This window comes from Pseudomonas sp. (assembly GCF_028293835.1).
Taxonomy (GTDB): domain Bacteria; phylum Pseudomonadota; class Gammaproteobacteria; order Pseudomonadales; family Pseudomonadaceae; genus Aquipseudomonas.
This window is the reverse complement of record NZ_JAQGNX010000183.1, coordinates 46094-73091: the sequence shown is the minus strand read 5'-3', so window position 1 is coordinate 73091 and position 26998 is coordinate 46094. Positions and strand designations below refer to the sequence as shown.

Below are 26998 nucleotides of genomic sequence, written 5' to 3'. Positions count from 1 at the left end.
CCGCCAGGGCCAAAACGGAGAAAGGCTTCTTTGTGCAGCAAGTCCCCCAAGTCAATGTTCCGACCACGGCTAACCAACTCGACGGTGATGGCGTACGGCGTGCTGACCGCCTCGTACCCCCTAAACGCGAGCACCTGCAAGCCAGGGTTTTCAATACCCTTGATACTCAGCGTAAAGGTCGGAATAGTGGCCTGAGGCATGGGCAGAATCTCCACATCGAAAAGATGCGGCAACTCTGCGGGACCGAGACTGTAACGGCTATCGGGGGGAGCCAACACGCACTGTAGGAAGTGTCCTGCGCATGGGTAAGATTGGCCTTACGGACGTTCCATCTTGCATAAAGTTAAACTGTAGGGGCAACCGGGACGCGTAGTTTTGTTAGCGATAGGCCCTAAGCGGACGCCCGGAAAATCGCCTCGCCAACAAATTGGCTCCTACAGATTAAACACGACGCGGATCTGCTTTTGACGTTGGCCCTTCAAACAGCAGGGCCTTCATTATTGAGCGGGCAAACTTGCCCGCCCAATGCTCATTATCAAGGCATCCCCAACCAATTCGGCAACGCCAGCGACACAAACGGCACGTATGTAATCAGCACCAGGAACACCAACAGAATCGACAACCACGGCAGCGCGGCTCGAATGGTTTGTCCCAAGGTCAATCCCGTTACCGCTGAAGTCACGAACAGGTTGAGCCCTACCGGTGGGTGTACCAGGCCTATTTCCATGTTGACCACCATGACGATGCCGAGGTGGATGGGGTCGATGCCGAGTTTCATGGCGATGGGGAAGAAGATCGGCGCCAGGATCAGGACGATGGCTGACGGCTCCATAAAGCTGCCCGCCACCAGCAACACAATGTTGACCATGATCAGGAAGCCAATGGGCGTGAGCCCTTCGGAGACAACCCAGTTGGTGATTTGTTGGGGGATCTGCTCGGTGGTCAGTACGTGGGCAAAAAGCATGGCATTGGCGATGATGAACATCAGCATCAGCGCCAGTCGTCCGGAGTCCATGAGTACTCGCGGGCAATCGCGGATTTTCATGTCTTTGTAAATGAACAGCGCGACAAACGCTGAATACACCGCCGCCACGGCTGCGGCTTCGGTTGGGGTGAACATGCCGCTGTAGATGCCACCGAGGATGATCACCAGCAACAGCAATCCCCAGAATGCCCGGCGTGCGGTGCGCAGCCATTCGCGAAAGGTGACCCGTGGCTGGGCTGGCAATTTCTTGATGCGGGCGACGATGTAGATCACCACCATCAGGCTCACGCCAAGCACGATGCCAGGGACGATACCGGCGATGAACAGTTTGCCTACCGAGGTTTCGGTGGCCGAGGCATACACCACCATCACAATCGACGGTGGCACCAAAATGCCCAACGTACCGGCGTTGCAAATGATCCCGGCACCGAATTCCTTCGGATACCCCGAACGCACCATGCCAGCCACGGCAATGGAACCCACCGCGGCCACGGTGGCTGGGGATGAGCCGGACAACGCGGCGAACAGCATGCACGCCAGCACAGCAGCAATGGCCAGCCCGCCGCGGATGTGCCCGACGCAAGCGTTGGCGAAATCGATCAGCCGTTGCGCTACCCCGCCGGTGGTCATGAATGCACCGGACAGCAGAAAGAATGGAATCGCCAATAGTGTGTAAGCGTCAGAGGTCTCGAACAGTTTGATTGCCAGCGAACTCAACGAGTCCGGGCTGAACATCAGGATCGACAGGGCCCCGGACAATCCCAATGAGATTGCGATGGGGACGCCGAGAAACATGAACACAAACAGCAACAGGAACAGACAAAGAACCGCCATCAGTGTTGCTCCTCGTTGGGGCTGGCCAGTTTGCTGGCTTCTGCAGCTTCGTCCGCAAGTCCAAGGCCAATCTGGCGATGGGTGAACAGGCGCCAAAGTATTTCCAGGTAGCGGATCACCACCATGGCAAAACCTATGGGTACGATGACCGCGATGTCGGAAAGCTTGACCCCAAATTGGTCCAGATCCTCGGCACCGATGCGTGCGTTGAACAGCGCCGACAGCCATTTGAAGCTGGCGACCATGAACAAACCGGCATAGGCCAGGCAGCACAGGCAAGCGATCATCGCCAGCCAGCGTTGAACCCGGCGCGGGGTCAGCTTGACCACTGCATCCACGCCCAAGTGGCCGGCAGTGCGCACGCCGTAAGACATGCCGAAGAAAATCAGCCAGCCAAACAGCGCCTTGGTCAGCGCCACGCTCCAGGTCATTTCCTGGGCGTAACCCATCAACTGATCGCCAATGTTGGCGAAGAAGTCGCGGCTGAAAGCCCACTTGTCGCTCAATGCATAGAACAGCGTGTAAACGTTGTTGAGCATCACGTAGACGAATGTCACCAGCGTCATGGCGGCCAGCAGGAAGGCGATGAAGGCTTCCTCCAGGTGCTCCCAGAGTCGCATCAGTGATTGCATAAAAGTGCTCCGAACGTAGAGAAGGCCGCCGCTTGGATCAGAGCGGCGGCGCAAGCATTACTGCCTGTCGAAACCTGGATCAGTACAACGATCCTTGGTGAGAGCGAATTTATTCGCGAAGGACGCGACGCGGTACACCAGGCAGACCGCGCCGCTTGCTTCCCATACAAGGGCCATAACGTAATGATGTACTACGGCGCTTTGTTGGAATCATCCGCAGCCTTGATCAAATCCGGGCCAATTTCGGCCGAGAACTTGTCCCACACCGGGCGCATGGTTTCGCGCCAGGCAGCACGTTGCTCTGGGGTCAGTACGATGATTTCGCTGGTATGGGCGTCAATGATTTTCTGCTTGGCGGTCTGGTTCAGCGCTTCGGCCTGCTTGTTCACCTCGAGGGTGACTTCGGCCATGATTTTTTCCAGCTCGGTACGAATATCCGGTGGCAGGCCGTTCCAGAATTTGACGTTGGTGATCACCATGTAATCGATCAGGCCGTGGTTGGATTCAGTGAAGTACTTCTGCACCTCATTGACCTTCTGGCTTTCATAGTTCGACCAGGTGTTCTCGGTGCCATTGACCGTGCCGGTCTGCAAGCCCTGATAAACCTCGTTGAACCCCATTTTTCGCGGGTTGGCGTGCAGTGCGATGAACTGCGCTTCCAGTACGCTGGAGGCCTGAACCCGGAATTTCAAACCACGGGCATCTTTCGGGTCGTGCAACGCTTTGTTAGATGAGATTTGCTTCAGGCCGTTGTGCCAATACGCCAGGCCGTGAATGCCTTTGTCGTCCATGGAACTGAGTAAGGCGACGCCTTGTGGACCTTGTTGAAAGCGGTCAACCGCGGCCAGGTCGTTGAATAGAAATGGCAAGTCAAAGACTTGGGTTTGCTTGGTGTATTGCTCGAACTTGGCCAGGGACGGCGCCAACATTTGCACATCCCCCAGCAATAAGGCTTCCATTTCCTTACCATCCCCGAACAGCGAGGAGTTGGCGTAGACCTCGACTTTGACTTTACCTGCCAGACGTTCCTCCACCAGCTTTTTAAAGAGCAAGGCGCCCTGCCCTTTGGGGGTATTTTCCGCCACGACGTGGGCAAATTTGATGACGATGGGGTCGGCTGCCTGGGTCAGGCTGGCCATGGTCATTGCGGCGGCGCATAACAGCGCCCGGGACACCTTGAACATCGATTTTCACCTTTATTGTTGTGATTATTCTTCTGAAGAACGGTGCAACGGCGAAGCTAACGCGTGAGAGGTCGGTATAAGCACGATGCACAACGTCGACCGTTTAGAGAATCTGCATTTCCATAAGCCAGCATTCGGCTTAGGTTAACGCCAGAGCTAACAACCGCTGGGCGCGGATTAACACCGGCGCATCGACCATTTGCCCGTCGATTTGAAACGCGCCAGCGCCGTGGCTGCTGGCGTCCACCACCCGTTGTGCCCAGGCCAGTACCTGCGCATCCGGGGCCAGGGCCTGATGGATAACGGCGATTTGTTTCGGGTGAATGCACAGTGCCCCACTAAAGCCCATTTCGTAGGCGTGGCGAATGGATTGGAGCAGTCCTTGCGGGTCGTCGATGGCCGGGTGGACACCGTCCAGCGGTGGCAGCAAATTGGCGCTACGCGAGTGCAACAACAACGCCACACGGGCTTGATCGAGGACGAACTGAGCGGCGAGAGAATCGTTGCTCAGGTTCAAATCCAATGCAAGGTCCAATGCACCGAAGGACAGACGCTGAACCCCATGCGCGGCGGCAATTTCTGCCAGATTCAAGAGTCCGCGTGCGCTTTCGATGATCGGCCAAACGGGTTTGCCAACCACCGCAACGGCAGCGACTTGCGCAGCGCTTTCGACTTTCGGCAGCAGCACACCGGCCACGCCCGAGTGCTGTTGGCAGAAGGCAATGTCAGCGGCATGTTCGGCATGTTCCGGGGCATTGATTCGAACCCACACGGAGGCCTCGGGTGTGGCCAGCAGGAACACCGCGAGATTGTCTCGGGCCTGGGGTTTGAGCGATTCCTCTACGGCGTCTTCGAAGTCAACAATCACCGCGTCAGCACCTGCGGCTAAAGCCTTGGCAAAACGCTCAGGTCGACTGCCCGGAACAAAAAGCGCGGAGCGAATGGTGGGACCGGACATGGGAGGGTTCCTCTTTCTTTTTGGTAGTCATTACACACAAATATCCATGGTAAAACCCGATCCCGGTGGGACCCGAACACGTTCAGGTTCACAGGATCCAGGTGTGCCAGATAGGCGTTCAATAGTGAGCAACTGCCTTCAAACAACCCCGGCCGCTTGCAGCCTTGCCTGGTCTTCTGCGGAATAACCCAGTTCAGCAAGGATGCCTACCGTGTGTTGCCCCAACCCTGGTACGGCGTCCATGCGTGGGGTAAAAGCCGCATTACGTCCCGGTGGCAGCAGCGCGGGGAGTTTGCCCGCGGGGCTGTCGACTTCGCGCCAGCTGTCCCGAGCCTTGAGTTGCGGGTGATCCCACACCCCTTGCATGTCATTGACCCGGGCGCTGGCGATTTGCGCGGTCTCCAGCCGGGCCACCACCTCGTCGACGGTCAACTGAGCGAAACCGTCAACGATGATCTGCCGCAGCGCATCACGGTTCGCCGAGCGTTTGAAGTTGGCCGAAAAACGTTCGTCGGTGGCCAGTGTCGCGTCCAACAACACCTTTTCGCAGAACAGCGCCCATTCGCGTTCGTTCTGCAACCCGAGCATCACCGTATCCCCGCCCTTGGTGGGAAACGGGCCGTAGGGGTAAATCGTCGAATGGGCAGCACCGGCCCGGGGTGGCTGTGCCGCGCCGTCGAAGGCGTAATACATTGGGTAACCCATCCACTCCACCAGACTTTCCAGCATGCTCACGTCGATTTGGCTGCCGACGCCAGTTTTATCCCGCAGCATTAACGCCGCCATGATTCCGCTGTAGGCGTACATGCCTGCCGCGATGTCAGCGATGGAGCAGCCGGCTTTGGCCATTTGCTCATCACCCGGCCCGCCGGTAACAGAGAGAAAGCCGCCTTCGCTTTGGATCAACAGGTCGTAGGCCTTTTTCTTTTCATACGGGCCGCCTTCGCCGTAGCCTGAAATGTCACAGACGATGAGCCGTGGAAAGCGTTCCTGCAGCGCTTCGAACGACAGGCCCATGCGCGCAGCGGCCCCGGGCGCCAGGTTTTGCACCAGCACGTCGGCCTTGGCCAGCAAGCCCATGAGGATATCGCCCGCCTCGTCCTGCTTCAGGTCCAGGGTCAGGCTTTCCTTGGAGCGATTGGTCCAGACGAAATGTGAGGCCAGGCCCTTTACGCGCTCATCGTAGCCACGGGCGAAATCACCGCTGCCGGGGCGTTCGATCTTCACCACGCGAGCGCCGAGGTCGGCCAGTTGCCGAGTGCAGAACGGCGCGGCAATGGCGTGTTCGAGGCTGATGACAGTGATGCCATCCAGTGGACGTGGAGGGTGTTGGGTGGTCATGTTTGGTGTTCCTCATTTTCCAGTGTAGGAGCGCGCTTGCCCGCGATAAGGGCCGCAGGACCTTCATTTCAGGCCACCCGTTACGACCGGTTCCCGGCCGATCGCAGCCTTCGGCAGCGCCTACAGGGGTTAGCGTTTAGATCAAATGGTTCAGTGATTGCGCATCGCGCAGCTGCCAGACCCTGGCGATCAAGTCGTTCCCCTGCTCCACCGTTCTCGCGCCCGAGAACGCCAACAGGCGCTGGAATTTGTCTTCCAGTTCAGGCCGTAAAAGGGTATTGCCGGGATCGCCTTTGGGTTCGTCGATACTCGCCGCCAAGGTGCGACCGTCCTTGGTGATGACTACCACGCGCCCCAGCCAGCGAGCGGGATAGGCGCCATCGACTTCACTGTCGAGTTCCATGCTGACTTTTTCGCGAAACGCTGCAACATTGGGGTCGGTCAATGCCAGCTGTTGAAACTCGATCAACTGCGCACTGCCATGGACTGCGATCAAACCCAGCACCGCGCCCATGGAGAACTTCGCCTGGTGCACGCTTTGTGGCACCACCACCCGGCCTAACACATCGATAGCCGCTTGATGGACGAGGGTTCTGACGCTGGAGATCTGCTCATGGTGCAAGCCTTCCCGTTGCATCAAATGCAGCAAGGCATCGGCCGCTGGATGGGTATGACGGCACGAGGCGTGGTACTTGAAGGAGGTTTCGGCCAGCGCCCAGCGGCTACCGAGACGGTCAGACAACTTGCTTGGATCGGCGTCACTGGACATCCCGGCGGCCATGCCCTGGTCGCCTTCAAGAATATTGCGCGCGCCGGTCAGGCCATCCAGGGTCATGTAGGCCGCGAGTAAACCGTCGGCAGCCGCTTTGGCCGTGTGCAGTTGTTTGGAATCGGCGGCGTCGCGCAGGAATTCCCACAGCCCAGCGGCTTGAGTGCCTGCGTTACCCAGCACGTTGATAAATTGCTCTTTATCGAAGCCGAGCAATTTGCCCACCGCGACCGCTGCCGCCAGGGTGCCAACAGTTGCCGTGGTATGAAACACCGTGTAATGCGAGCGGCCCATGAACTCGCCGATGCGAATCCCGGCCTCATAACCGGCGACGGACGCCAAAAGCAGTTCACGACCGGATTTCCCCAAGTCTTGAGCCGCCGCCAGAACAGCAGGAAACACCACGGTAGCCGGGTGCAGCACTGAACTGTTGTGCAGGTCGTCTTGCTCGACCAAATGCGAGGATGCAGCGTTAACCAACGCCGCAAAATACGCCGAGGTGCCGCGACCATTGACCAGGATCTTCGCCGGACCATCACTCGGGCCCATGCGCTGGGCATAGCGCTCAAACAGCGGGATTGGGTGCGAACCCTGGCTGGCCAGCGCCGAGCCGATCCAATCGAGAAACAGGTCTTCGGTACGGTCAAGCACCGCGCTCGGAATGTCGTCGTATTTCAGCTCGGCCAGGAAACCGGCCAGCGCTTGGGTATGGCTCATGATCGTGTCCTCAGAAACTGCGTGGCAGTTCGAGCAAGTGCTCGGCGACGTAGGAAAGAATCAGGTTGGTAGAGATGGGCGCCACCTGATAGAGACGGGTTTCGCGAAACTTGCGCTCCACGTCGTATTCGCAGGCGAAGCCGAAGCCGCCGTAGGTTTGCAGGCAGGCATTGGCCGCTTCCCATGAGGCCTTGGCCGCCAGGTATTTGGCCATGTTGGCGCTGGCCCCGGCATTGATCCCACTGTCGTATTCCTCGCAGGCACGCCAGCGCATCAGGTCAGCCGCTTCGATTTCGATGTGGGCTTCGGCGATGGGAAATTGCACGCCTTGGTTTTGTCCGATAGGCCGACCGAACACCACCCGATCACGGGCGTAGGCGCTGGCTTTTTCGACGAACCAACGGCCGTCGCCGATGCATTCGGCAGCTATCAAGGTGCGCTCGGCGTTCAGGCCATCAAGGATGTACCTGAAGCCCTTACCCTCTTCGCCGATCAGGCTGTTAAGGGGCAATTCCAGGTTGTCGAAGAACAGTTCGTTGGTTTCGTGGTTGACCATGTTGGCGATGGGCTGAACCGTCATGCCATGGCCGATGGCTTCGCGCAGGTCCACCAGAAAGATCGACATGCCGTCGGACTTCTTCTTCACTTCGGCCAGCGGCGTGGTGCGCGCCAGCAAGATCATCAAGTCCGAATGCTGAACCCGGGAGATCCAGACCTTCTGCCCGTTGATGACATATTTGTCGCCCTGTTTCACGGCGGTGGTCTTGAGCTTGGTGGTGTCGGTGCCGGTGCTGGGTTCGGTCACCGCCATGGATTGCAGGCGCAGTTCGCCACTGGCCAGCTTCGGCAGGTAATAGCTTTTTTGCGCGTCGCTGCCGTGGCGCAGCAGGGTGAACATGTTGTACATCTGGCCGTGGACGGTGCCGGAGTTGCCGCCGCAGCGGTTCACTTCTTCAAGAATCACTGAAGCTTCGGCCAGGCCCAGACCGGAGCCGCCGTATTCGGTAGGGATCATCGCCGCCAGCCAGCCGGCGTCGGTCAGGGCTTTGACGAAGGCTTCAGGGAAGCCCTTTTCTTCGTCGATTTTGCGCCAGTAAGCGGCGTCGAATTCGGCACACAAGGCGCGTACGCCCTCGCGGATGGCATTCAGTTCTTCATTGTTATTCGGGTTCATTGTCAGGTTCTCATGGGTCCGCAAGGACGCACTTTTCTAGAAGAAATCGGCTGCTTCAGTCGAACAACACTTCAGCGCTTTGGGCGATACCGGCCTCATTGCCCGCCCACAACTGCGCCTTGCCGGGTCCAAGGATTCGTCCGCCAACGTTGAACGGTTGCGGAGCAATCAACGGCCGCACGCCGCGATAGGAAAGATGCCGTAAGCGCGCGTCAGGATTAGCCCGGCAAAAAGCCCGCAGGCTCAGGGTCGCAATCATCGGGCCGTGAACCACCAGCCCGGCGTAGCCTTCGGTGTCCGTGACGTAGGGATAGTCGTAATGGATGCGGTGGCCGTTGAAGGTCACGGCGGAGTAGCGAAATAGCAGCGTCGGGGTGGGCTCGACGCTTTCGCTCCAGTCACCCTCCTCCAGCGCCTGGCCGCTGCTCTGCTTTGGCGGATTGGGTTCGCGGTAGACGATGTCCTGTTCTTCGCGAATCGCCAGTCGACCGTCCTGGGAATAATCGTGGCGCACGGTGACGAAGAGCAGTGCGCCGGTGCGGCCGACTTTTTCTTCGATATGGGTGATGGTTGACAGCCGATGGGCATCGGCGCCTACGCGCAGCGGTTCGATGAATTCGACCCGACCACCGGCCCACATGCGGTTGCGGTTGTCGGCGGGTGGCAGGAAACCGCCACGCGCCGGGTGACCGTCGGTGCCAAGCAATGATTCAGCCACGGGCTCCTGGAAGAAACACCACTGCCACAGCGGCGGTAATGCCGCACCATGGGCAGGCGCGTCTTCACCAAAGGTGGCAGCGATACGCTTGATCAAGTTGCGGCTCAATTGATCCTGAGCCTCTTCGGTGCGTCCCAGCCAGGCAGTAAAATCTGCGGCACTCATGCGCGGTTCCCTCTTTTTTTGGGGCCAGTCATTATTCTGGGAAGGATCATGCTAGGTGCCGGGCATTCTGAGAATTTGCATTTGCGTAACCCGGCGTTCATATATGCTGAACGCCCGCAGTTTTCTCAGGAGACGCTCATGCACTTCGATCTGGCCGACTTGCGCTTGTTTATTCACATCGGCGAGTCGCCAAGCCTGACTCAGGGCGCGCGCCGGGCGTTTCTGTCACCTGCGGCGGCCAGCGCGCGGATCAAAGCCCTGGAGATCCAACTCGATACGCGCTTGCTGTACCGCGACAGCCGGGGCGTCGAATTGACCCCCGCTGGGCAGCGGTTGCTCAAACACGCGCGATTGATCATGCGTCAGGTGGATTATCTGAAATCGGAGTTCACCCGTTACGGGACTGACTCGGCCGGGCATATCCGGATCTTCGCCAACACCACGGCAGTGACTGAATTTCTGCCGGAGGTGCTGGCGGGTTTTCTGGCGAAACGGCCGGGAGTGACGGTTGATCTGCAAGAGCGTTTGTCGCGGGATATCGTTCGCGGGGTGTTGGATGGCAGCAGCGACATGGGGATTATCGCCGGGCCGGTGGAAGCTGCCGGTTTGCAGGTGATGCATTTCAGTACCGACCGCCTGGTGTTGGCGGTGGCCGTCGGGCATGCGCTGGCGGGGCCGAAACCGGTGACGTTGAAACAGACGTTGGCGTTTCAGCACATTGGTTTGCATGAGGGCAGCACGTTGCTGAGCTTTCTGCGTGACCATGTGGAACGGCTGGGGCAGAACCTGTCGCTGCGGATTCAAGTGTCGAGTTTCGAAGCTATTTGCCGGATGGTCGAGGCCGGGGTGGGCATTGGGATCATTCCGGAGTCCGCCGCCCTGCGGCACAGTCGCACCATGGCCCTGGAGATTATTGCGCTGGATGAACCATGGGCGATTCGTGAGCGCAGTATTTTGGTGAGGGAATTGGATGCATTGCCGGGAACAGTTCGTGCGCTGATTGCAACGTTGATGCCCGAGGCTACTGTGCGGGATGAGATTGAGCCGTCTGTGCCGGCCTCTTCGTGAGTGAATTCGCTCCCACAAGCGGATTTCCGGGCAATCACATAAATCCTTTAGGAGTTGTGTGGCAGGGTTGCCGGCAATTCGAAGCAAAACGAGGCGCCTTTGCCGGGTATCGAGAGCAGGTGGATCTGGCAACCGTGCAGTTGCAAAATGCGCCGCACGATCAATAGTCCAAGGCCACCGGTACGTCGATCGCCGGTCTGGCTGAATGGGCGTCGGAACAGGCTTTCCAACAATTCGTCAGGAATGCCAGAGCCACTGTCGCTGACGGTGACGATGACTTTTTCCGCCTCGTGTCGCAGTTCGACTTCGATGGTGCCGTTTGCCGGGGTGTGACGAATGGCATTGTCGATCAGGTTGGTCAACACCCGCTCGATCAGGCCCAAATCCGCTGAAACCATGGATGATGAGCGGGGTAATACCGCCACCAGTCTCGACTGCTTTTCCTCGGCCATCAGTTCGAATTTCTGGAACACGTCCTGGATCAGATCCGTCAGCGAGAAGTCTTCAATCTGCGGCTGCACCCCACCATGTTCAAGGCGGGCCAGTTCGAACAAGGCCTGGGCCAGCTGCCGTACCTTGTTGCTCTGTGCCAGCGCCACGGCCAGGTAGCGCTGCCGCTCGACTTCGCTGAGGGTCGCCCCCTTGACCGAGAGCATCTCAAGGTAGCCGTGCATCGACGCCAGCGGCGTGCGCAGGTCATGGGAAATGTTCGCCACCACTTCACGTCGGTCCTGATCCAGCTCAACCAACGTGCGCCACTGCTCGGCGATTCGGGCGGCCATTTGCACGAAACTGGTTTCCAGCACGGCAATTTCATCGCGACGACTGACACTCGTGTGGTCCAGTACCGGCAGTAAAACCGGCTCAGCTTCGGTATCAAAATTGCGCATGGTGTCAGCCAACCGCCGCAATGGCCGGGTGATCAAACGGAACGCCATCAAGCCCGCCACCAGCCCCAGTAGTGAAACCAGGCCCATGGACCACAACGTCGTGCGTAGCACCGAGCTGGCTGCTACTTGAGCCGACAGCCGATCATGAGCTTCGCCCAGCAGCACGACATAAATGTAACCGAGGTCTTGGTCTCCCATGTGCAACGCGGCGACGCTGAAGACCTTTTCACCGTCGAGACTGCGTGGGTCGTCGCCAAGTATCGGCAATTGTCCACCTGCCAACAGTTGATGCAGCGGCGCAAGATCAACCCGGTCACGCTTCAAATGCCCAGCCGGTGCGTCATCGCCCGTGACGTGTCCGGTGCTGTCGAGCAAATACACTTCGACGCTGGGGTTGACGTTCATCAACTTGCTGAACAGGACCCGGACGACATCGGCTTTGGCGCCGATCATGTTGTTATCCCGGGCGATACTTTCAGCGAGACCCAGGGACAGGCCTTGCACCACCTCTTTTTCATGCAGGTCATTGGCGCGAATTTGCAGCCAGGCCGATGCCCCGCAACAGGCTAGCAACAAGATCGCAAACGCTACCGACAGGCGCTGTAAGAGCGTCAGGTTCATCCCGCCGACCTCACCCGGTCCGGGGAGAATCGATAACCTTTGCCCCACACCGTCAGGATGCGCGTGGGTTCGGCCGGATCGACTTCGACCTTGGAGCGCAATCGGTTGATGTGGGTATTTACCGTGTGTTCATAACCGTCGTGTTTGTAACCCCAGACCTGATTCAGCAGGTCCATGCGCGAGAACACCTTGCCGGGGTTTTTGACGAAAAAATACAGCAGATCGAATTCCCGAGGCGTGAGTTCCAGGTACTTGCCGTCAACTTCAGCCTGACGGGTCACCGGGTCCAGGGCCAGCCCGTTCAGCTCGATCTTGCCCGCGACCGTGCGCAGGTTTTTCTCCAGTGCGTCCACTCGACGCAACAATGCTTTGACCCGAGCGCCCAGTTCCAGCATCGAAAACGGCTTGGCCAGGTAATCGTCTGCGCCCAATTCAAGCCCAAGAACCCGGTGCATTTCACTGGATCGAGCACTGGTGATAATGATTGGCGTGTACCGGGCCATGGCCCGAGCCTGTCGGCAAATCTCCAGGCCGTCCACACCCGGCAGCATCAAATCAAGGATCAGTGCATCCCAACCGCCCTGCTGCAGGTGCGCCAGCCCGGCATTACCGTCGGCGCAATGGGTCACGGCATAGCCTTCGTCCTGTAAATGCAGGCGTAGCAGGTTGGCGATGTGCAGGTCATCTTCGACGATCAATACGCGCTTGGGCACATCCATTATCAGCCTTCGGGGTCAGTTGCCGGGCGCATAGGGCATGCGACCAGACGTCCATTGTGCAAGATTCCGTCGCGGCCAATCTTCACAATTAATTTAACTTTGCGTGAAGACTTGGGGACCGGTAGCACTCAAGAATAGCAGCACACCCACTCACTCCAAGTGAACGTAATGCAATCAAGACGGTGGTTTCTAATTTACGGCAGTGCCAGCGTAGCCTTGGTCGCCAGCGGTGTCCTGGGCTTGCGCACCTTCGCTGCATCGCCGCTGCCAGCCACTACGGTCCGTTCTACCGAGGCTTTCGAGGTTACCCACAGCGAAGCCGAGTGGCATGCACTGTTAACGGCCGATCAGTTTGAAGTGCTGCGCAACAGTGACACTGAACGGCCTTATAGCAGCCCGCTGAACAAAGAGCACCGCGCGGGTCGATTCGCCTGTGCGGGCTGTCAGCTGGAAGCGTTTTCTTCCGTTGCCAAGTTCGAAAGCCACACCGGCTGGCCGAGTTTTACTTCACCGCTGGACCACGCGGTGGTGGAAAACACGGACACGTCGTTCGGCGTAGAACGTACGGAAGTGCATTGCCGTCGTTGCGGCGGTCATTTGGGCCATGTGTTCGACGATGGTCCAGACCCTACCGGCCTGCGTTACTGCATGAACGGCGTGGCCCTGACCTTCGCCCCCGGCCAGGCTTGAGCCGGCCAATGAGCCATTATTATCTGTAGGTTTTAGCGACACCTTAATTAGGACTGAGAGCAATGTTATTGATTATTTTGGCGTACTTGGGTGGGGTGCTGACAATCCTAAGCCCGTGCATTTTGCCGGTGCTGCCGTTCGTTTTTGCCCGCTCCGGTGAACCGTTCCGCCGCAGTGGCTTGCCGCTGCTGTGCGGCATGGCGTTAACCTTCGCCTTGGTCGCCACCCTGGCGGCAGTCGGCGGTGGCTGGGTGGTGCAAGCCAACCAATACGGGCGCTGGCTGGCGATCGCCCTGATGGCATTTTTCGGCGTGACCTTGTTGTTCCCGCATCTGGCGGATCGACTGACCCGACCACTGGTGTCCATGGGCGACCGCCTGTCCAACTCGGCGCGCACCGAAGACGGCAAGTCCAGCGTAAAATCTTCATTTGTATTGGGGATTGCCACTGGCTTGTTATGGGCGCCGTGTGCCGGTCCGATCCTGGGCCTGGTGTTGACCGGTGCTGCGTTGCATGGCGCCAGTGTCGGCACCAGTTTGCTGTTATTGGCCTATGCCGCCGGTGCGGCCACTTCATTGGCCCTTGCGTTGTTGATCGGCGGCAAGCTGTTCACCGCGATGAAACGCTCCCTGGGCGCCGGTGAATGGCTGCGTCGAGGCTTGGGTGTCGCCATGTTGTGCGGCGTTGCCGCCATTGCCCTGGGGCTGGACACCGGTTTGCTGACCAAGGTCTCGACCGTGGCCACCGCCGGACTTGAACAGAAACTGCTGGATACCCTGTCGCCGGTCGCCTCGGTATCGCCTGACGCCCAAGGCAACGGCATGCTGAAGGTCAGCTCACAGAGCGCCGCTGAATCACCGCTGTCCTTGCCGGTGGAAGGCACGCTACCTGAGCTCTCGGGCGCAGTTAAATGGTTGAACTCGCCGCCGCTCACCGCCGAACAATTGAAGGGCAAAGTGGTGCTCGTCGATTTCTGGACCTACTCCTGCATCAACTGCCTGCGCAGCCTGCCGTATGTCAACGCCTGGGCGAACAAATACCATGATCAAGGCTTGGTGGTGATTGGTGTGCACGCCCCGGAATTTGCCTTCGAGCGTGATGCGAATAATGTACAAAAAGCGGTGCATGACCTGGGCATCAATTACCCGGTGGCGTTGGATAACGACTTCGCGATCTGGAAGGGTTTCAATAATCAATACTGGCCCGCCCATTACTTTGTCGACGCCAAGGGGCAGATTCGGTATCACCATTTTGGCGAAGGCGCCTACGCCGAGTCCGAGCAAGTCATTCAGCAACTGCTGAAAGAAGCCGGGCAGAAAAACGTCTCAAGCGACGTCGTGGTTGCCGATGCTCAAGGCGTGCAGAAGAGCGCAGACGACGCCGAAATGAATTCGCCGGAAACCTACCTCGGCTATGACCGTGCCGAGAACTTCGCCTCACCCGGTGATCAAGTGACCGACAAGGCCCACGCTTACGCCGCACCGGTAAAACCGAGCCTTAACCAATGGGGTTTGGCCGGAACCTGGACTGCCAAGCCAGAAAACGTAGTGCTTGGCAGCATCCCCGGCAGCATTGTGTACCGCTTCCATGCGCGGGACCTGCATTTGGTGCTTGGGCCTGGCGTAGACGGCAAACCGGTACGTTTCCGGGTTCTGGTAGACGGCGCCGCACCCGGCGCCAATCACGGCACGGACATCGCGCCCGATGGCAACGGCACGGTGACCGAGCAACGGCTTTATCAGTTAGTGCGACAAACCGGTCCGGTGACCGATCACACGTTTGCCATTGAATTTCTCGACCCCGGCGTGCAGGCCTATGCCTTCACCTTCGGTTGATCAGCGCATGAGGATTAAAGACATGAGTACGTTTAGTTTTGCCAAACACAAAACGACCCTGGCGCTGAGCTGCGCAGGCGCTGTGGCATTGATGCTGGGTTTGTCGATGCAGTCGGCGATCTCGGCCGAACCGGTGGTGGCGATTGCGCCACCGACGCTGGATGAGACGGTCGGCGCGTCACACAGCGAGGTCGCAGTGTTTGCTGGCGGTTGTTTCTGGGGGGTTCAGGGCGTATTTCAACACGTGATCGGCGTTGATAACGCGGTTTCCGGTTATGCCGGTGGCGCGGCGAATACCGCCGAGTACGAGCAAGTGGGCTCCGGTGATACCGGGCATGCGGAATCGGTGCAGGTGACCTACGACCCGACCAAGGTCACTTATGGCCGGTTGTTGCAGGTATTCTTCTCCGTGGCCCACAACCCCACCGAGCTGAATCGGCAAGGACCGGACAGCGGCACGCAATACCGCTCGGCGATCTTTGCGCAGAATCCGGAGCAAGACAAAATCGCCCAGGCGTACATCGCGCAGCTGGACGGATCGAAGGTGTTCAGTGCGCCGATAGTGACGAAGATTGAGGATCACAAAAACTTCTTCCCGGCTGAGGGTTACCACCAGAACTACCTGACCCTGCACCCGACCAGTCCCTACATCGCCGTGAATGACCTGCCGAAAGTGCAGAGTTTGAAAGCGCTGGTGCCAGAGCTTTACCGTGCTGATCCGGTGTTGGTAAGTAAGCTTTGAGGGTAAGAGGCTGCACAAATCCTACAGAGGTGGGTCAGCCGCAGAACCTCTTCGATTAAAAACCCATAGCCCCAGCAAGGTCAGGCCAATGCCCGCCACGCTTATGGCTGTCAATGCATCGCCGAATTGCAGGCGGGCCCAGAGCATGGTCGCGGGCGGAGTCAGAAACAGTGCGCTGCTGACGCGTTGCAAGCTGTAGCGCTGTAAACACAGCCAATAAAATCCATAGCCTCCCAGTGTCGACAGTATGACCAGCCACCCGACACCCACACCGAAGCTGACGGTAGCGATCGGTCGCAGGCTGCCTTCGTACAGTGCCAACAGCGCAAACACCGGCAATGAGGCACACACCTGAATGAACAACGCCAGCAGTCGCGGCATTTGGCTCGGGCGTTGTTTCTGGTAATGGGTCGCGGCGGCCAACGACAGCACGCCCAATAGCGGCAAGCTATAGGCCCAGCCCGGAGCGCTACCGAGTTCAATACCCGAGCCGCTAGCAATAATCATCCCCAACACGCAGGTACTCAGCCCGAACCATTGCCAGCCGCGGGTGCGTTGCCCCGGGTAAAAGGCGGCCATCAGCACAATCAGCAATGGCAACAGGTTGGCAATCAAGGCAGTCATGCCCGGTGCCACTCCGCATTCAATCGCTTTGGCGATGGGCGCGAGATAACCGGCAATCGCGAACAAGCCCGTCAGCCCCTGGCGCACCCCTTCTCGCCAATCCAGCCGGCGTAATCCGCCCATTACAAACGGCAGCAGCACGAGTGCGGCCAGCACGAAGCGCCAGAAGGTCGCCAAAAACACCCCGCCTTGCTCAGCCACGTAGCGGTAGCCAATAAAACCCGAGCTCCAACTGAGCACCATCGCTGCCAGGAACAACCCTGGGGTAAACCGCATAAGATTGATCGATTGACGCCGAGCGCAGGGCGTTACCAAGGGAGCGGTTTGTCGGAGGGTCATGATCAATACCTTTGCATGGCGTCTGCAACAGGGTATGAATGAAACAGCAATGCAATCAAACGATACGATTAGCAGCAGTGATGCAGGATTACTCAACCATGGCCAGCACCCTGGACATCGATCTTTTACGTACCTTCCATGCCATTGTCCGGTTCGGCCAATTTCTGGCAGCGTCGACGTTTCTCAACCGCAGCCCGTCGGCGGTGAGTCTGCACGTGCGGCGCCTGGAATCCGTGGCGGGTGGGCGGTTGTTCGAGCGGGATAATCAGGCCGTGATCCTGACCCCTCTGGGGCGCCGTTTCGCGTTGCATACTGCGGAGCTGTTAAGGATGCATGACCAGGTGCTGGACAGCTTCAGCAACCCGGCGGCCAGCGGTCGCGTTCGCCTGGGCATTTCCGAGGAGTATGCTGGCGCCTTGCTGCAGTGCACATTGCCATCACTGACCACGCATTTTCCGCACATCGAATTAGAGATCGAGACAGGCTCCAGCGGGCGTTTGCGGACACGCTTGACCCGAGGCCAACTGGATCTGGCGCTGGTCGTCGAGGCCATGGGCATGGCCTCGCCCAACGACCAATCTGCGCGAACGTTCGGTACTACCCAGCCGATATGGGTCGCTGCCCATCAATACCGGGTGGACAGTACCCGCCCCGTTCCTCTGGCGCTGCACGGTAGAGGCTGCCCTTATCGCGCAGTAGCCATTGACGCCCTGGCACAATCCCAAAGGCGATGGCGCACGGTGGTCATGAGTGCGGGGGTCATGGCGCTGGAAATGACCATCAGTGCCGGGCTGGCCGTCGGTATCATTGACCGCGCTCGTCTTGGCAATGACATGCGCGAGCTGGCCAGTGAAGATGGCTTCCCGGAGCTGCCACTGCACGAATTGAAACTGATGAAGGCGCCGGGTTCGGCGAGTGCCGCCGCTGAAGTGATGACTCAGCTGATTAGCGATAATTTTCGACTGTAAAGAACTCAGACAGACCGGGAGGAACAAAACATTAATGCCTGCAACTCATTTACACTGGCGTGAAACCTGCGGAGTCCGCCTGGCATGACCACCCTGCTGATCACTCCATTGACCGACCGACCGCCGCGCGGAGAGCTGAAATGCCGACTTCATTCCTTTCGCGCCTCAAGGCCCGCCGCTTGATCTGGCTACTCATGGCGCTGCTGATCGTCGGCCTACCGGTGAGCTGTGCGTTACTCAAGCATGAAGAACGTAAACTGTTGTTTCAGATTGAGCCTGGCACCGCCAGTTGGTACCACGGCTTGCCGGCAGAGGTTCAGGAGCTTGAACTCAAGACCCCGGCCTTCGGCACCTCACAAAACATTCATGCCTGGTGGTGGCCCGCAGCCCAGGCCGACGCGCCGTCCATCCTGTATCTGCATGGGACGCGCTGGAACCTGACCGGCCAACTGTTCCGCATTGAACAATTGCACGCCATGGGCTTCTCGATATTGGCCATCGACTACCGTGGGTTTGGCCAGAGCCAAGGCGCGTTGCCATCAGAAAGTACCGTTTATGAAGATGCGCGCATTGCGTGGGCGCGCCTGAAAATATTGCAGCCAGACGCTAATAAACGCCTGATCTACGGCCATTCACTGGGCGGCGCAGTGGCGATCGATCTGGCAGCGGAATTGGGCCATGACATGAAAAGCGATGGTAGCGGCAAGCAGGCGCGGGGATTGATTATCGAATCCACTTTTACTTCCCTGGCCGACGTGGCCACCGCAGTGGCCAAAACTTCATTGCCGGTACGCTGGCTGCTGTCACAAAAATTCGACTCAATCGACAAGATCGCCGATATCCATATGCCGGTGCTGATTGTCCACGGCACCGCCGACCCGTTTGTGCCGTCGCGCTTTAGCGAGGAGTTGTACCAGGCCGCACAGGAGCCGAAAAACTTGCTGCTGGTTCCCGGTGGCACCCACAACAACAGCATGAGTCTGGGGCGCGATGCCTATAGCCAGGCAATCAAGGCGCTGTTGAAGTCAGACAATACCGCGGTCCACGCCGTTATCCCGGCGGCCAGACCGGCGCAGCCGGCAGAGAGCAGCGTTTCTGGCTGACAAAGCGAGTGGGCGCGAATTCTTTCGACGCAAGCGGCGCGGTCTGTCTGATGTACCGCGTCCAGTCGTCGGCACTTTGCTGCTGTTGCACAACGCTGTCGATTCGCGTGCCGTTCAAACGACTATGGGTTGAGTTTCATCACATCGAACCCACGGGAGAACGGCCCCATGAACATGCTATCGCTGGAACAGCACGAGATTGTTTCCCAAGAACAATGGCTGGCAGCACGCAAACAGCTTCTTCAGCATGAAAAAGACCTTGATCACCAGCGCGACCGGATCAGCGCCGAGCGCCGGGCCCTGCCGTGGGTCAAGGTGGACAAGGCCTATCGCTTCGAAGGCCCGGATGGCCCGCAAACCCTCGCCGATTTATTCGGTCGCAATAGCCAGCTAGTGATCTATCACTTCATGTTCGGCGCTGGCTGGAAGGAAGGTTGCCCCGGCTGCTCATTCCTTAGCGACCACATCGACGGTGCCGACCTGCATCTGGCCCATCACGACGTTTCGGTGGTTGCCGTTTCCCATGCACCTTTCGCCGACTTTCAAGCATTCAAACGGCGCATGGGCTGGGATTTCCAATGGGTATCGTCAGTGAGCAGCGACTTTAATTATGATTTCAAAGTCTCGGCGAAGCCTGAGCAGATCAAGGCAGGCAAGGTCACTTACAACTACGAACCGAGCAAGGATGCAGGCGAGGAAATGCCTGGCTTGAGCGTGTTCTACAGGAACGAAGCGGGTGAGATTTTTCACACGTATTCGACGTATGCCCGCGGGCTGGATCTGTTGGTGGGCACCAATAACTTCCTGGACCTCACGCCAAAGGGCCGTAATGAGAACGTCATTATGGAATGGGTCCGGCATCACGATCGCTACGAAGATTCGCCGATCAAAGCGTCTTCGAATAACGGTAATCAGACGCCGGAACGTCAATAACCCGAAACCGCGAGCGGGTCAAAAACGCCGGCAAAGCAAAAATGTCACAGGCACTCACAAAGCGTGTTGTACTAATGACATCTTAATTCTTTGCCGGTACATCCGTGGAAACCAAAAAATCCGACCGCATTAAGCTGATTCAGCAGGCGCTGCAAGACCAGAAAGCCATTCACTTACGCGAAATGGCGGCCTTGCTGGGCGTATCAGAGATGACGTTGCGCCGTGACCTGAATCGCCACACCGACGAATTTCGCCTGCTGGGCGGACACATCACACGGGTGTTTGACGCTAACGAAGCCAGTGATTATCGGGTCACCGAACAAGATGCCCGGCACGTCGAAGAAAAACGCCGGATCGGCAAACTGGGGGCGGCGTTCATCCAGCCGGGGGACACGGTATTTTTTGACTGTGGTACCACCATTCCGTTTGTGGTGGATTTTATTCCTGAGGAGCTGGAATTCACCGCAGTGTGCAATTCCCTGAACGTGCTGCTCAAACTCCAGCAAAAACCTAACTGCAACATCGTGCTTTGCGGCGGCACCTTTCACCGCAAAAACCAGGTATTCGAGAGCCATGCAGAAACCGGCATCCTCGACGGCGTGCGGCTGACATGGGCGTTCCTGTCCGCCGCCGGGGTCAGTCAGGAGTTCGGTGTGACGTGTTTTAACCTCAACGAAGTTGAAGTTAAACAGAAGGTATTACGTCAGGCGCAGCAATCCATTTTGCTCGTGGATCACTCCAAGTTCGATGCCGTACGCACCGCACACTTCGCCTCGCTGGGGGATTTCCATTACGTCATCAGTGACAAGAAAATCCCCTCACTTTACCGCGACCTTGTGAGCGCCCAAGGTAAGCAGTTAGTGGTGTGATTGCTAAATGATTTCGCCCGGAATTTTCCGTAGGAGCTGCCGAAGGCTGCGATCGACCGGGCACCGGTCGCTTTCGTTATTCCGGTGAAAGTCGTTCCGACGTTATCGCAGCCTTCGGCAGCTCCTACAAAAGGTTGGCAACACAGTCGAGACTCCGTGTATCAGAACCCCTGCTCAAGCCGTTGCAGTTCAACCCCGGTCAAATACCCGGTAGTCACGCTGAACCGGGCACTCTCCCCTGCCGCCAACGAACGTACGTTGCCCTTGGCGGATTCGGCTTGATAACCCTCGGGCTCGCACGTCGCCGGCAGTATGAACGCTGCCACTTGCTGATCGCTGTTGTGCAGAATCCAGCGTGCGGCGTGTTCGAACTGCTCAGGCTTAAAGCGCGTGTAAAAGGCTGCTCCGTGGGGATGTTTCAACAGGAAATGCGCATTGCCTTGGCTGTCCGCGCGGACGCCGTCGAAGAAACAGACGATTTCCGGGTCGTACAACTCAGGCGTATCCAGAACCTGCAAGCGCGATGGCGCTTCGGTCAATTGCGCCATATAACGCGTCCATGCCGGTGTCGGCCGAACATGCGCCGGTACGCTGCTGCGCACTCGGGTTTGTTCGATGCCCAGCGGCTCGACGAAACGCCCGCCTTCGACGTAGGCGTAATTCATGTGCGCCATGTACATCAAGTCCATGGGCACGCCGGCCAGATTGGTCACCTGCATGGCGATATCGAACAATGCCGAATTCGCACGCAAGGTCACACTGGGACGGGCGCGATAATGATCGCCAAAACCCTGCACGTATTCGTAATCGCCACCGAGCCGCAGGAAAGCGCCCGAGGCATCCTCACCAATTTCCAGCCAGGCGCTGTCCATGGGCGCGCAGGGCATCTCGCCGTGCAGCGGATGGCTGTCTTCCGGACCAGGACAGCCATTTCGCAGCAGCCCACTGTGAAACATAAAACAGCCATAGGTGCCGATCACCGTCGGGCTGGGCCGCGGCTGGCTGAACATGTTGCGCATGGTCAGATCACAACCGTCGAACACCGCCGACCAGACCATTTGTCCCTGATAAGGCAACACTACGACGCGTCCACGGCTGTTTTCCAGCGCCAAAGCCAATACGCCGGACGGATAGGTCCAGGCTGTTACCGTGAAATCAGCCGATGTCAGCAAGGTCTTTTCGGCCGCTGCAAACAGCTGCGGAAACAGCGCAATGGTCGTATTTTTTACTGAGTCGGTCGTCATGAGACCGCCACCGCAGCCACCGGCACGCGCTGGTCGCTGGATTGACGCAAGCAGTGCATGGCATAGCCGACGATGACCAGGAAGCATGCCAACGGCACGCTGTAGGCCAGTTGCATGTTGCCGCCCGTGTAATCGGACAACAGCCCCTGGAAGATTGGAATCACCCCGCCGCCGACGATGCTCATCACCAGTAGCGATCCGCCAACGCTGGTGTCTTCACCCAAGCCATCAATGGCCAAACCATAAATGGTTGGCCAGCACGGACCGAGGAAAATGCTGACGCCCACTGCGGCGTACACCGCAGAGATATTTGGCACCAAAATCGTATAGGCCAGTAGCGCAATACACAGCACCCCATACAACGCCAAGACTTTGGCCGGATGCATTTTGCGCATCAGCAGGTTGGCAATCACCTTGCCGACAAAGTAGGCGGCAAAGGTGGTCAGCAAGAACCACGAAGCGCTGCGCTCGTTCATCCCGCCCATCTGCATTGCTAAACGGATGGTGAAACTCCACACACCGACCTGCGCGCCAACGTACAGAAACTGCGCCAATACGCCAAACAGGAACCGAGGATTACGGCGCAGGCGCGACAGGCTGTCACCGACGCTGCTTTGCGTTACCCTGGCTTTGATGATGCCCTTACAGGCCGGGAATTTGGTGATGGCCACCAGAATGAACATCAGCACCAACACCGCGATCATCCATTTGTACGGCAGCAAGGTCGACTGAATCATCTGCAACTGCTGGACCGCCGCATCCGACGCGCTCATTTGCAAGAGTTGCGCATGACTGGCGTCATTCTCCTTGAACATCACAAAGCTGCCGACGTACACCCCGGCCATGGCGCCGAAGGGGTGAAAGGTCTGGGAAATGTTCAACCGGCGAGTACCGGTTTCCCGTGGCCCCATCAAGGTGGAATAGGTGTTACAGGCTGTCTCAAGGAACGACAAGCCCGCCGCGATCACAAACAGCGCCAACAAAAACATGCCGTATTTGGCGGTGGATGCTGCGGGGAAGAACAGCAGACAGCCGAACATGTACAGCAGCAGACCGACGAGGATGGTGGTTTTGTAGCTGAAGCGCCGTACCACCATCGCTGCTGGAATCGCGACAAAGAAATAACCCAGATAGAACGCCGACTGGACGAAAGCGGTCTGGAAATCGCTGAGCAGAAAAGCTTTTTTGAACTGTGCGATCAGCACGTCGTTCATGCTGGCAGCCGCCGCCCACAGGGCGAAAATACTGCACAGCAGCAGGAAGGCAAACCAGGGCGTTCGGTTCAGGTAGAACCCGTCCGGCGTTTGTTGGAGCGCAGGCTTAGTCATTATTGTTCTCCGTGAAATGCATGGATTGAAACAAGCAGGTCAAGCCTGGTGCTCCAGAACGTGGTTTTGCACAAACTCAGCAAACTTCAGCGTGTCAGGGTAGGAAGTCTGGGTGCCGAGCCCGGTGACCGAGCAGGCGGAATAGGCCACGGCAAGGGTCATGGCGTGTTTGATGTCGCGGGTTTGGGTCCAGTGATGAGCAAAGCAACCAATGAATGCGTCGCCAGCACCGGTAGTGTCCAGCGCGGCCACGATCTGGCCGTTGACGCGGAATTCACCTTCCTCGCCAACGTACAATGCGCCCTTCTCGCCCAAGGTCACGATGACGTGGCGGATGCCATCCTCCACCAATCGCCGCGCGGCGCTTAAGGCTGACTCCGGCGAGGTCACCTGCTGACCGCTGATCAACGCCAGTTCGGTTTCGTTAGGGATCAGAAAGTCGAGCTGTGCCAGGTGCCTACGGCTCAGCCCGGCCAAGGCAGGCGCTGGATTGAGCAGTACCGGGATGCCGTGCAGTTTGCCAAACTCGATGGCGTGGTAGACCGTTTCCAGCTCGATCTCCAACTGCACGACAATCAATGCGCAGTCACGCAGCGCGGCGTCTGCGGCGTCGATATCAGCAGGCTTCAGATGCGCATTGGCGCCTTTGATGATCAGGATGCTGTTGTGAGAGTCGTTTCTGACGAAGATCGGCGCAACGCCGCTGGAAACCCCCGGAACGCGGGTCACGTGCTGGGTGTCAATGCCAAACAACTGAAAATTGGCCAACGTGTTGTTAGCAAACACGTCGTCGCCAACCTTGCTCACCATGACGACTTCTGCGCCCAACTTGGCGGCCGCGACTGCCTGATTGGCCCCCTTGCCGCCGCAGCCCATGGCAAAACCAGGCGCTTCGAGGGTCTCGCCCTGACGAGGCATTCGGTCGATGTAGGTGATTAAGTCCACCATGTTGCTGCCGATAACCGCGATCTTACTCATTGTTCTGGTGACCTCATCTGCACCGAGGACTAACCGCTCGATGCATTGTTGTTTTTTGTTACTTTAATAACATATTTTGTGATTATCCAATCTTTTTTTAGATTTACCCACCAGCGGCTGATGGCGGATTGCCGCTAGACGGGCGTGAAGGGTATGGGTCGAACGGAGAATCAACTGTAAGAGCGGCCGAAGGCTGCGATCTTTCCGGACCTATCGCAGCCTTCGGCAATTCCTACAGAATCCGGGGATGGCTCAGGACTTTAGAGAATATGCCGCAAGGTCGAGCACGGCGTTCAAAACGTCATGGGGCGCTTCTTGAGGGATGTTATGGCCTATCCCGGTCAACAGCCGTCTTTCGTAGAAGCTGGAAAAATGCACGGCATCGTCGTCAATCTCCGGCGCCACGCTGACTCCGTCATTGAGCCCCCAGAACGAAACAGTCGGAACGTCAATGACCGGCTGGGCAGCCAGCATTTTCTCCATGGATTCAAGGGCCGGATCGCCCGCCGCATAGCCGTAACGGTGCTGATACGACTGGATGACGACATCGACAAAGTCTGGGCTCTCGAACGATTGGGCGGTCTGTTCGTAGGTGGCGTCGGAGAACGCCCAGGAAGGCGACCACAGCTCCCATAACAACCGGCAGAACGCTTTGCGGTTGGCCTCAAGGCCTGCTCGTCCACGGGGGGTATGGAAGTAATACTGATACCAATGACGGTATTCGGCCTGGGGGCTTTTGGGCTGGGCGGAACCGGGAATGTCCTGAATGTTGTAGCCATTACCGGTGACCAAAGCGTTTACCCTGGACGGCCAAAGGGCCGCGACAATACACGCCGCGCGGCCTCCCCAGTCGTATCCCACCAAGGTGGCCCTGGCGATACCGAGTGCATCCATCAGTTCCAGGAGGTCGTTACCCAACGCAGCTTGCTGGCCTGATCGCGGGGTTTCGGTTGATAGAAAACGGGTCGGTCCATACCCACGGAGGTACGGCACGATGACGCGATAACCCTGTGCGGCTAACAGCGGAGCAAGCTCTACATAGCTCCGAGGGTCGTAAGGAAAGCCATGGAGCAGGATGGCGACTGCTGCATGCTTGCCTGCCAGGTCTCCGTAAGACTCATAACCCACCTCAAGCGTAGAAGTCCGAATGTACTGAATGCTTGGTATAGACATCGTTGCAGCCCCCTATTGGTCCCGTTGTCGTAAAGTTAAGGGCGGATCTGTAAAGCTCGGGTAAAGCCCATTCCCTTCTCCGGCGATTTGGATTAATTATTATCAATCGCTTTCAGATCCATCCGGAGGACGCCATGAGCAACAGTCAAATCGGTATGTTTGCCTTGTTCGCCATTGCAGTGCTAGGTGCGGTTAATTTCTACCTTGATTTCCTCCGCACCACCAAGGTCAAGAAGCACAAATAACGACAGATTCGAAGCCTTGCCCAGATCTCGGTAGGAGCGCTTGCCCGCGATGGACTGCGAAGCGGTCCCAAACGCCCGAACTCGATTTCATTGCGAAACCGAGCACGCTGGTTCACGACTGCTGGGCAGCCGATCGCGGGCAAACGCCCTTGTACACTGCAAGTAAGTGCCGATTGGGATACTCAACTCAGAAACGGCAGCACCTCAGCCAACAGCAATTCTGGCGCCTCTTCAGGGATGTAATGTCCGGCGGCTATGGCTTTACCCCGCACGTTGGTGGCCACCTGCCGCCATTCTTTGAGCGGGTCGAAGCAGCGACCGACGATCCCCTCCGTTCCCCACAGCACCATCAACGGCAGTTGCAGCTGATTGCCCGCGGCGATATCGGCACGGTCGTACTCAAGATCGATACTGGCGCTGGCGCGGTAGTCTTCGCAGATCCCGCGGGCGGTTCCTGGCAGTGTCAGGCAGCGCAGGTATTCGCTGAAGGCTTCGTCGGTAAACGGCGCCATGCCTGCGCTACGGCTGCCCATGACGCTGCGCAAGAACTGTTCGGGATTGGCCTCGATCAATGTTTCCGGCAGCGGCGCCGGGCGAATCAGGAAAAACCAATGCCAATAAGCGCGGGCGAAGGCTTCGGTGGTTTGGCTGTACATGGACAAGGTTGGCGCGATGTCCAGCAGCACCATACGGTTTACGCTCTGTGGATGATCCAGGGCCAATCTGTGGGCCACTCGCGCGCCTCGGTCATGGGCCAATACCGAAAAATTCGAAAAGCCCAGCTCGTGCATCAACGCTACGTTGTCGCGACCCATCTCGCGCTTGGAGTACAGGCTATGTTCGGCGTCTGCCAACGGCTTACTGCTGTCGCCATAGCCGCGCAGGTCGGCGGCGACCACGGTGAACTGTCTGGCCAGGGTTTGCGCGACTTTGTGCCAGATGACGTGGGTTTGTGGATGACCATGCAACAGCAACAGGCCCGGGCCTGAGCCACCGATACGGTAGGCGATTTCTACGCCGTTGACATGGCGCGTATGCTTTTCGAATCCAGCAAACATGGAAGGCTCCTTGTGATTGTTGACGATAGCCTAAAGTGTTGAGCGTTTACGACAAGGCGTAAAACGTGGCGCCCTCGTTCATGAAATGTGTTTG

At 58.1% G+C, this 26998-nt stretch carries 25 protein-coding genes; 8 read left to right on the top strand and 17 right to left on the bottom strand.

Annotation, left to right across the window (positions count from 1 at the left end):
• The 9 genes from JWR17_RS25915 to JWR17_RS25875 form a co-directional block, all read right to left on the bottom strand.
• Positions 1 to 200: hypothetical protein (locus tag JWR17_RS25915; RefSeq protein ID WP_299836171.1), on the bottom strand; the 200-nt coding region annotated here is incomplete at its 3' end.
• 335 nt (positions 201 to 535) lie between these two features.
• Positions 536 to 1819 carry a C4-dicarboxylate TRAP transporter large permease protein DctM gene (gene dctM / locus JWR17_RS25910; RefSeq protein ID WP_299836169.1) on the bottom strand — a complete coding sequence of 428 codons (1284 nt, stop codon included), beginning with the start codon at positions 1817 to 1819 and terminating at the stop codon, positions 536 to 538.
• On the bottom strand, positions 1819 to 2451 hold the full coding sequence (locus JWR17_RS25905; RefSeq protein WP_299836168.1) for a TRAP transporter small permease: 633 nt from the start codon (positions 2449 to 2451) through the stop codon (positions 1819 to 1821). The genes dctM and JWR17_RS25905 overlap by 1 nt, the downstream gene beginning before the upstream one ends.
• 191 nt (positions 2452 to 2642) lie before the next feature.
• A complete protein-coding gene (locus tag JWR17_RS25900) occupies positions 2643 to 3635 on the bottom strand; it encodes a TRAP transporter substrate-binding protein (RefSeq protein ID WP_299836166.1) in 993 nt (330 codons plus the stop codon).
• 139 nt (positions 3636 to 3774) lie between these two features.
• Positions 3775 to 4593 (bottom strand): CoA ester lyase, encoded by an 819-nt coding sequence (locus tag JWR17_RS25895; protein ID WP_299836164.1) that lies wholly within the window; start codon positions 4591 to 4593, stop codon positions 3775 to 3777.
• Between the two features lie 138 nt (positions 4594 to 4731).
• Positions 4732 to 5934: a CaiB/BaiF CoA-transferase family protein gene (locus JWR17_RS25890; RefSeq protein ID WP_299836162.1), complete on the bottom strand. Its 1203-nt coding sequence runs from the start codon at positions 5932 to 5934 to the stop codon at positions 4732 to 4734.
• A gap of 136 nt (positions 5935 to 6070) precedes the next feature.
• Positions 6071 to 7423 (bottom strand): MmgE/PrpD family protein, encoded by a 1353-nt coding sequence (locus JWR17_RS25885; RefSeq protein ID WP_299836179.1) that lies wholly within the window; start codon positions 7421 to 7423, stop codon positions 6071 to 6073.
• 7 nt (positions 7424 to 7430) lie between these two features.
• A complete protein-coding gene (locus tag JWR17_RS25880) occupies positions 7431 to 8594 on the bottom strand; it encodes an acyl-CoA dehydrogenase family protein (protein ID WP_299836160.1) in 1164 nt (387 codons plus the stop codon).
• A 55-nt stretch (positions 8595 to 8649) separates the two neighbouring features.
• Entirely contained in the window at positions 8650 to 9477 is an 828-nt protein-coding gene (locus JWR17_RS25875) for a MaoC family dehydratase N-terminal domain-containing protein (protein ID WP_299836159.1), read from the bottom strand.
• A 138-nt stretch (positions 9478 to 9615) separates the two neighbouring features.
• Between JWR17_RS25875 and JWR17_RS25870 the strand changes: the two genes are divergently transcribed.
• Positions 9616 to 10545: a LysR family transcriptional regulator gene (locus tag JWR17_RS25870; protein ID WP_299836158.1), complete on the top strand. Its 930-nt coding sequence runs from the start codon at positions 9616 to 9618 to the stop codon at positions 10543 to 10545.
• Between the two features lie 47 nt (positions 10546 to 10592).
• Here the strand turns inward: JWR17_RS25870 and JWR17_RS25865 are convergent, their stop codons facing one another.
• Both JWR17_RS25865 and JWR17_RS25860 read right to left on the bottom strand, forming a co-directional pair.
• Complete coding sequence (locus JWR17_RS25865; RefSeq protein WP_299836157.1) at positions 10593 to 12056, bottom strand: HAMP domain-containing sensor histidine kinase; 1464 nt, start codon at positions 12054 to 12056, stop codon at positions 10593 to 10595.
• Positions 12053 to 12775 carry a response regulator transcription factor gene (locus JWR17_RS25860; protein WP_299836156.1) on the bottom strand — a complete coding sequence of 241 codons (723 nt, stop codon included), beginning with the start codon at positions 12773 to 12775 and terminating at the stop codon, positions 12053 to 12055. Before JWR17_RS25860 ends, JWR17_RS25865 begins: the two co-directional genes overlap by 4 nt.
• 168 nt (positions 12776 to 12943) lie before the next feature.
• Here JWR17_RS25860 and msrB point away from each other — a divergent pair, with 168 nt between their 5' ends.
• From msrB to msrA, 3 genes are all read left to right on the top strand, one after another.
• On the top strand, positions 12944 to 13465 hold the full coding sequence (gene msrB / locus JWR17_RS25855; protein ID WP_299836155.1) for a peptide-methionine (R)-S-oxide reductase MsrB: 522 nt from the start codon (positions 12944 to 12946) through the stop codon (positions 13463 to 13465).
• Positions 13466 to 13527: 62 nt separating this feature from the next.
• Complete coding sequence (locus tag JWR17_RS25850) at positions 13528 to 15300, top strand: cytochrome c biogenesis protein CcdA (protein ID WP_299836154.1); 1773 nt, start codon at positions 13528 to 13530, stop codon at positions 15298 to 15300.
• Positions 15301 to 15391: 91 nt separating this feature from the next.
• On the top strand, positions 15392 to 16042 hold the full coding sequence (gene msrA / locus JWR17_RS25845) for a peptide-methionine (S)-S-oxide reductase MsrA (RefSeq protein ID WP_299836177.1): 651 nt from the start codon (positions 15392 to 15394) through the stop codon (positions 16040 to 16042).
• A 21-nt stretch (positions 16043 to 16063) separates the two neighbouring features.
• On the opposite strand, the gene JWR17_RS25840 is transcribed toward msrA, so the two are convergent.
• On the bottom strand, positions 16064 to 17005 hold the full coding sequence (locus tag JWR17_RS25840; protein WP_299836153.1) for a DMT family transporter: 942 nt from the start codon (positions 17003 to 17005) through the stop codon (positions 16064 to 16066).
• Positions 17006 to 17103: 98 nt separating this feature from the next.
• Here JWR17_RS25840 and JWR17_RS25835 point away from each other — a divergent pair, with 98 nt between their 5' ends.
• The 4 genes from JWR17_RS25835 (at position 17104) to deoR (ending at position 20878) form a co-directional block, all read left to right on the top strand.
• Positions 17104 to 17973, top strand: a complete 870-nt coding sequence (locus JWR17_RS25835; RefSeq protein ID WP_299836151.1) for a LysR substrate-binding domain-containing protein — start codon at positions 17104 to 17106, stop codon at positions 17971 to 17973.
• Between the two features lie 140 nt (positions 17974 to 18113).
• Positions 18114 to 19076, top strand: a complete 963-nt coding sequence (locus tag JWR17_RS25830) for an alpha/beta hydrolase (RefSeq protein WP_299836149.1) — start codon at positions 18114 to 18116, stop codon at positions 19074 to 19076.
• Between the two features lie 174 nt (positions 19077 to 19250).
• Entirely contained in the window at positions 19251 to 20009 is a 759-nt protein-coding gene (locus JWR17_RS25825) for a thioredoxin family protein (protein ID WP_299836175.1), read from the top strand.
• 104 nt (positions 20010 to 20113) lie between these two features.
• Positions 20114 to 20878, top strand: coding sequence for a DNA-binding transcriptional repressor DeoR (deoR, locus tag JWR17_RS25820; protein WP_299836147.1), 765 nt, complete (start codon positions 20114 to 20116; stop codon positions 20876 to 20878).
• A gap of 161 nt (positions 20879 to 21039) precedes the next feature.
• On the opposite strand, the gene JWR17_RS25815 is transcribed toward deoR, so the two are convergent.
• The 5 genes from JWR17_RS25815 to JWR17_RS25795 all read right to left on the bottom strand — a co-directional run bounded on the left by JWR17_RS25815 (position 21040) and on the right by JWR17_RS25795 (position 26904).
• Positions 21040 to 22122 (bottom strand): aldose 1-epimerase family protein, encoded by a 1083-nt coding sequence (locus JWR17_RS25815; protein WP_299836145.1) that lies wholly within the window; start codon positions 22120 to 22122, stop codon positions 21040 to 21042.
• Complete coding sequence (fucP, locus tag JWR17_RS25810; protein WP_299836143.1) at positions 22119 to 23450, bottom strand: L-fucose:H+ symporter permease; 1332 nt, start codon at positions 23448 to 23450, stop codon at positions 22119 to 22121. The genes JWR17_RS25815 and fucP overlap by 4 nt, the downstream gene beginning before the upstream one ends.
• A gap of 39 nt (positions 23451 to 23489) precedes the next feature.
• On the bottom strand, positions 23490 to 24428 hold the full coding sequence (rbsK, locus tag JWR17_RS25805) for a ribokinase (protein ID WP_299836141.1): 939 nt from the start codon (positions 24426 to 24428) through the stop codon (positions 23490 to 23492).
• 252 nt (positions 24429 to 24680) lie between these two features.
• Positions 24681 to 25601, bottom strand: coding sequence for an alpha/beta hydrolase (locus tag JWR17_RS25800; protein ID WP_299836139.1), 921 nt, complete (start codon positions 25599 to 25601; stop codon positions 24681 to 24683).
• A 427-nt stretch (positions 25602 to 26028) separates the two neighbouring features.
• The gene (locus JWR17_RS25795) at positions 26029 to 26904 is read right to left on the bottom strand and encodes an alpha/beta hydrolase (protein ID WP_299836137.1); all 876 of its coding nucleotides are present in this window, start codon (positions 26902 to 26904) and stop codon (positions 26029 to 26031) included.
• Between the last annotated feature and the right edge of the window lie 94 nt (positions 26905 to 26998).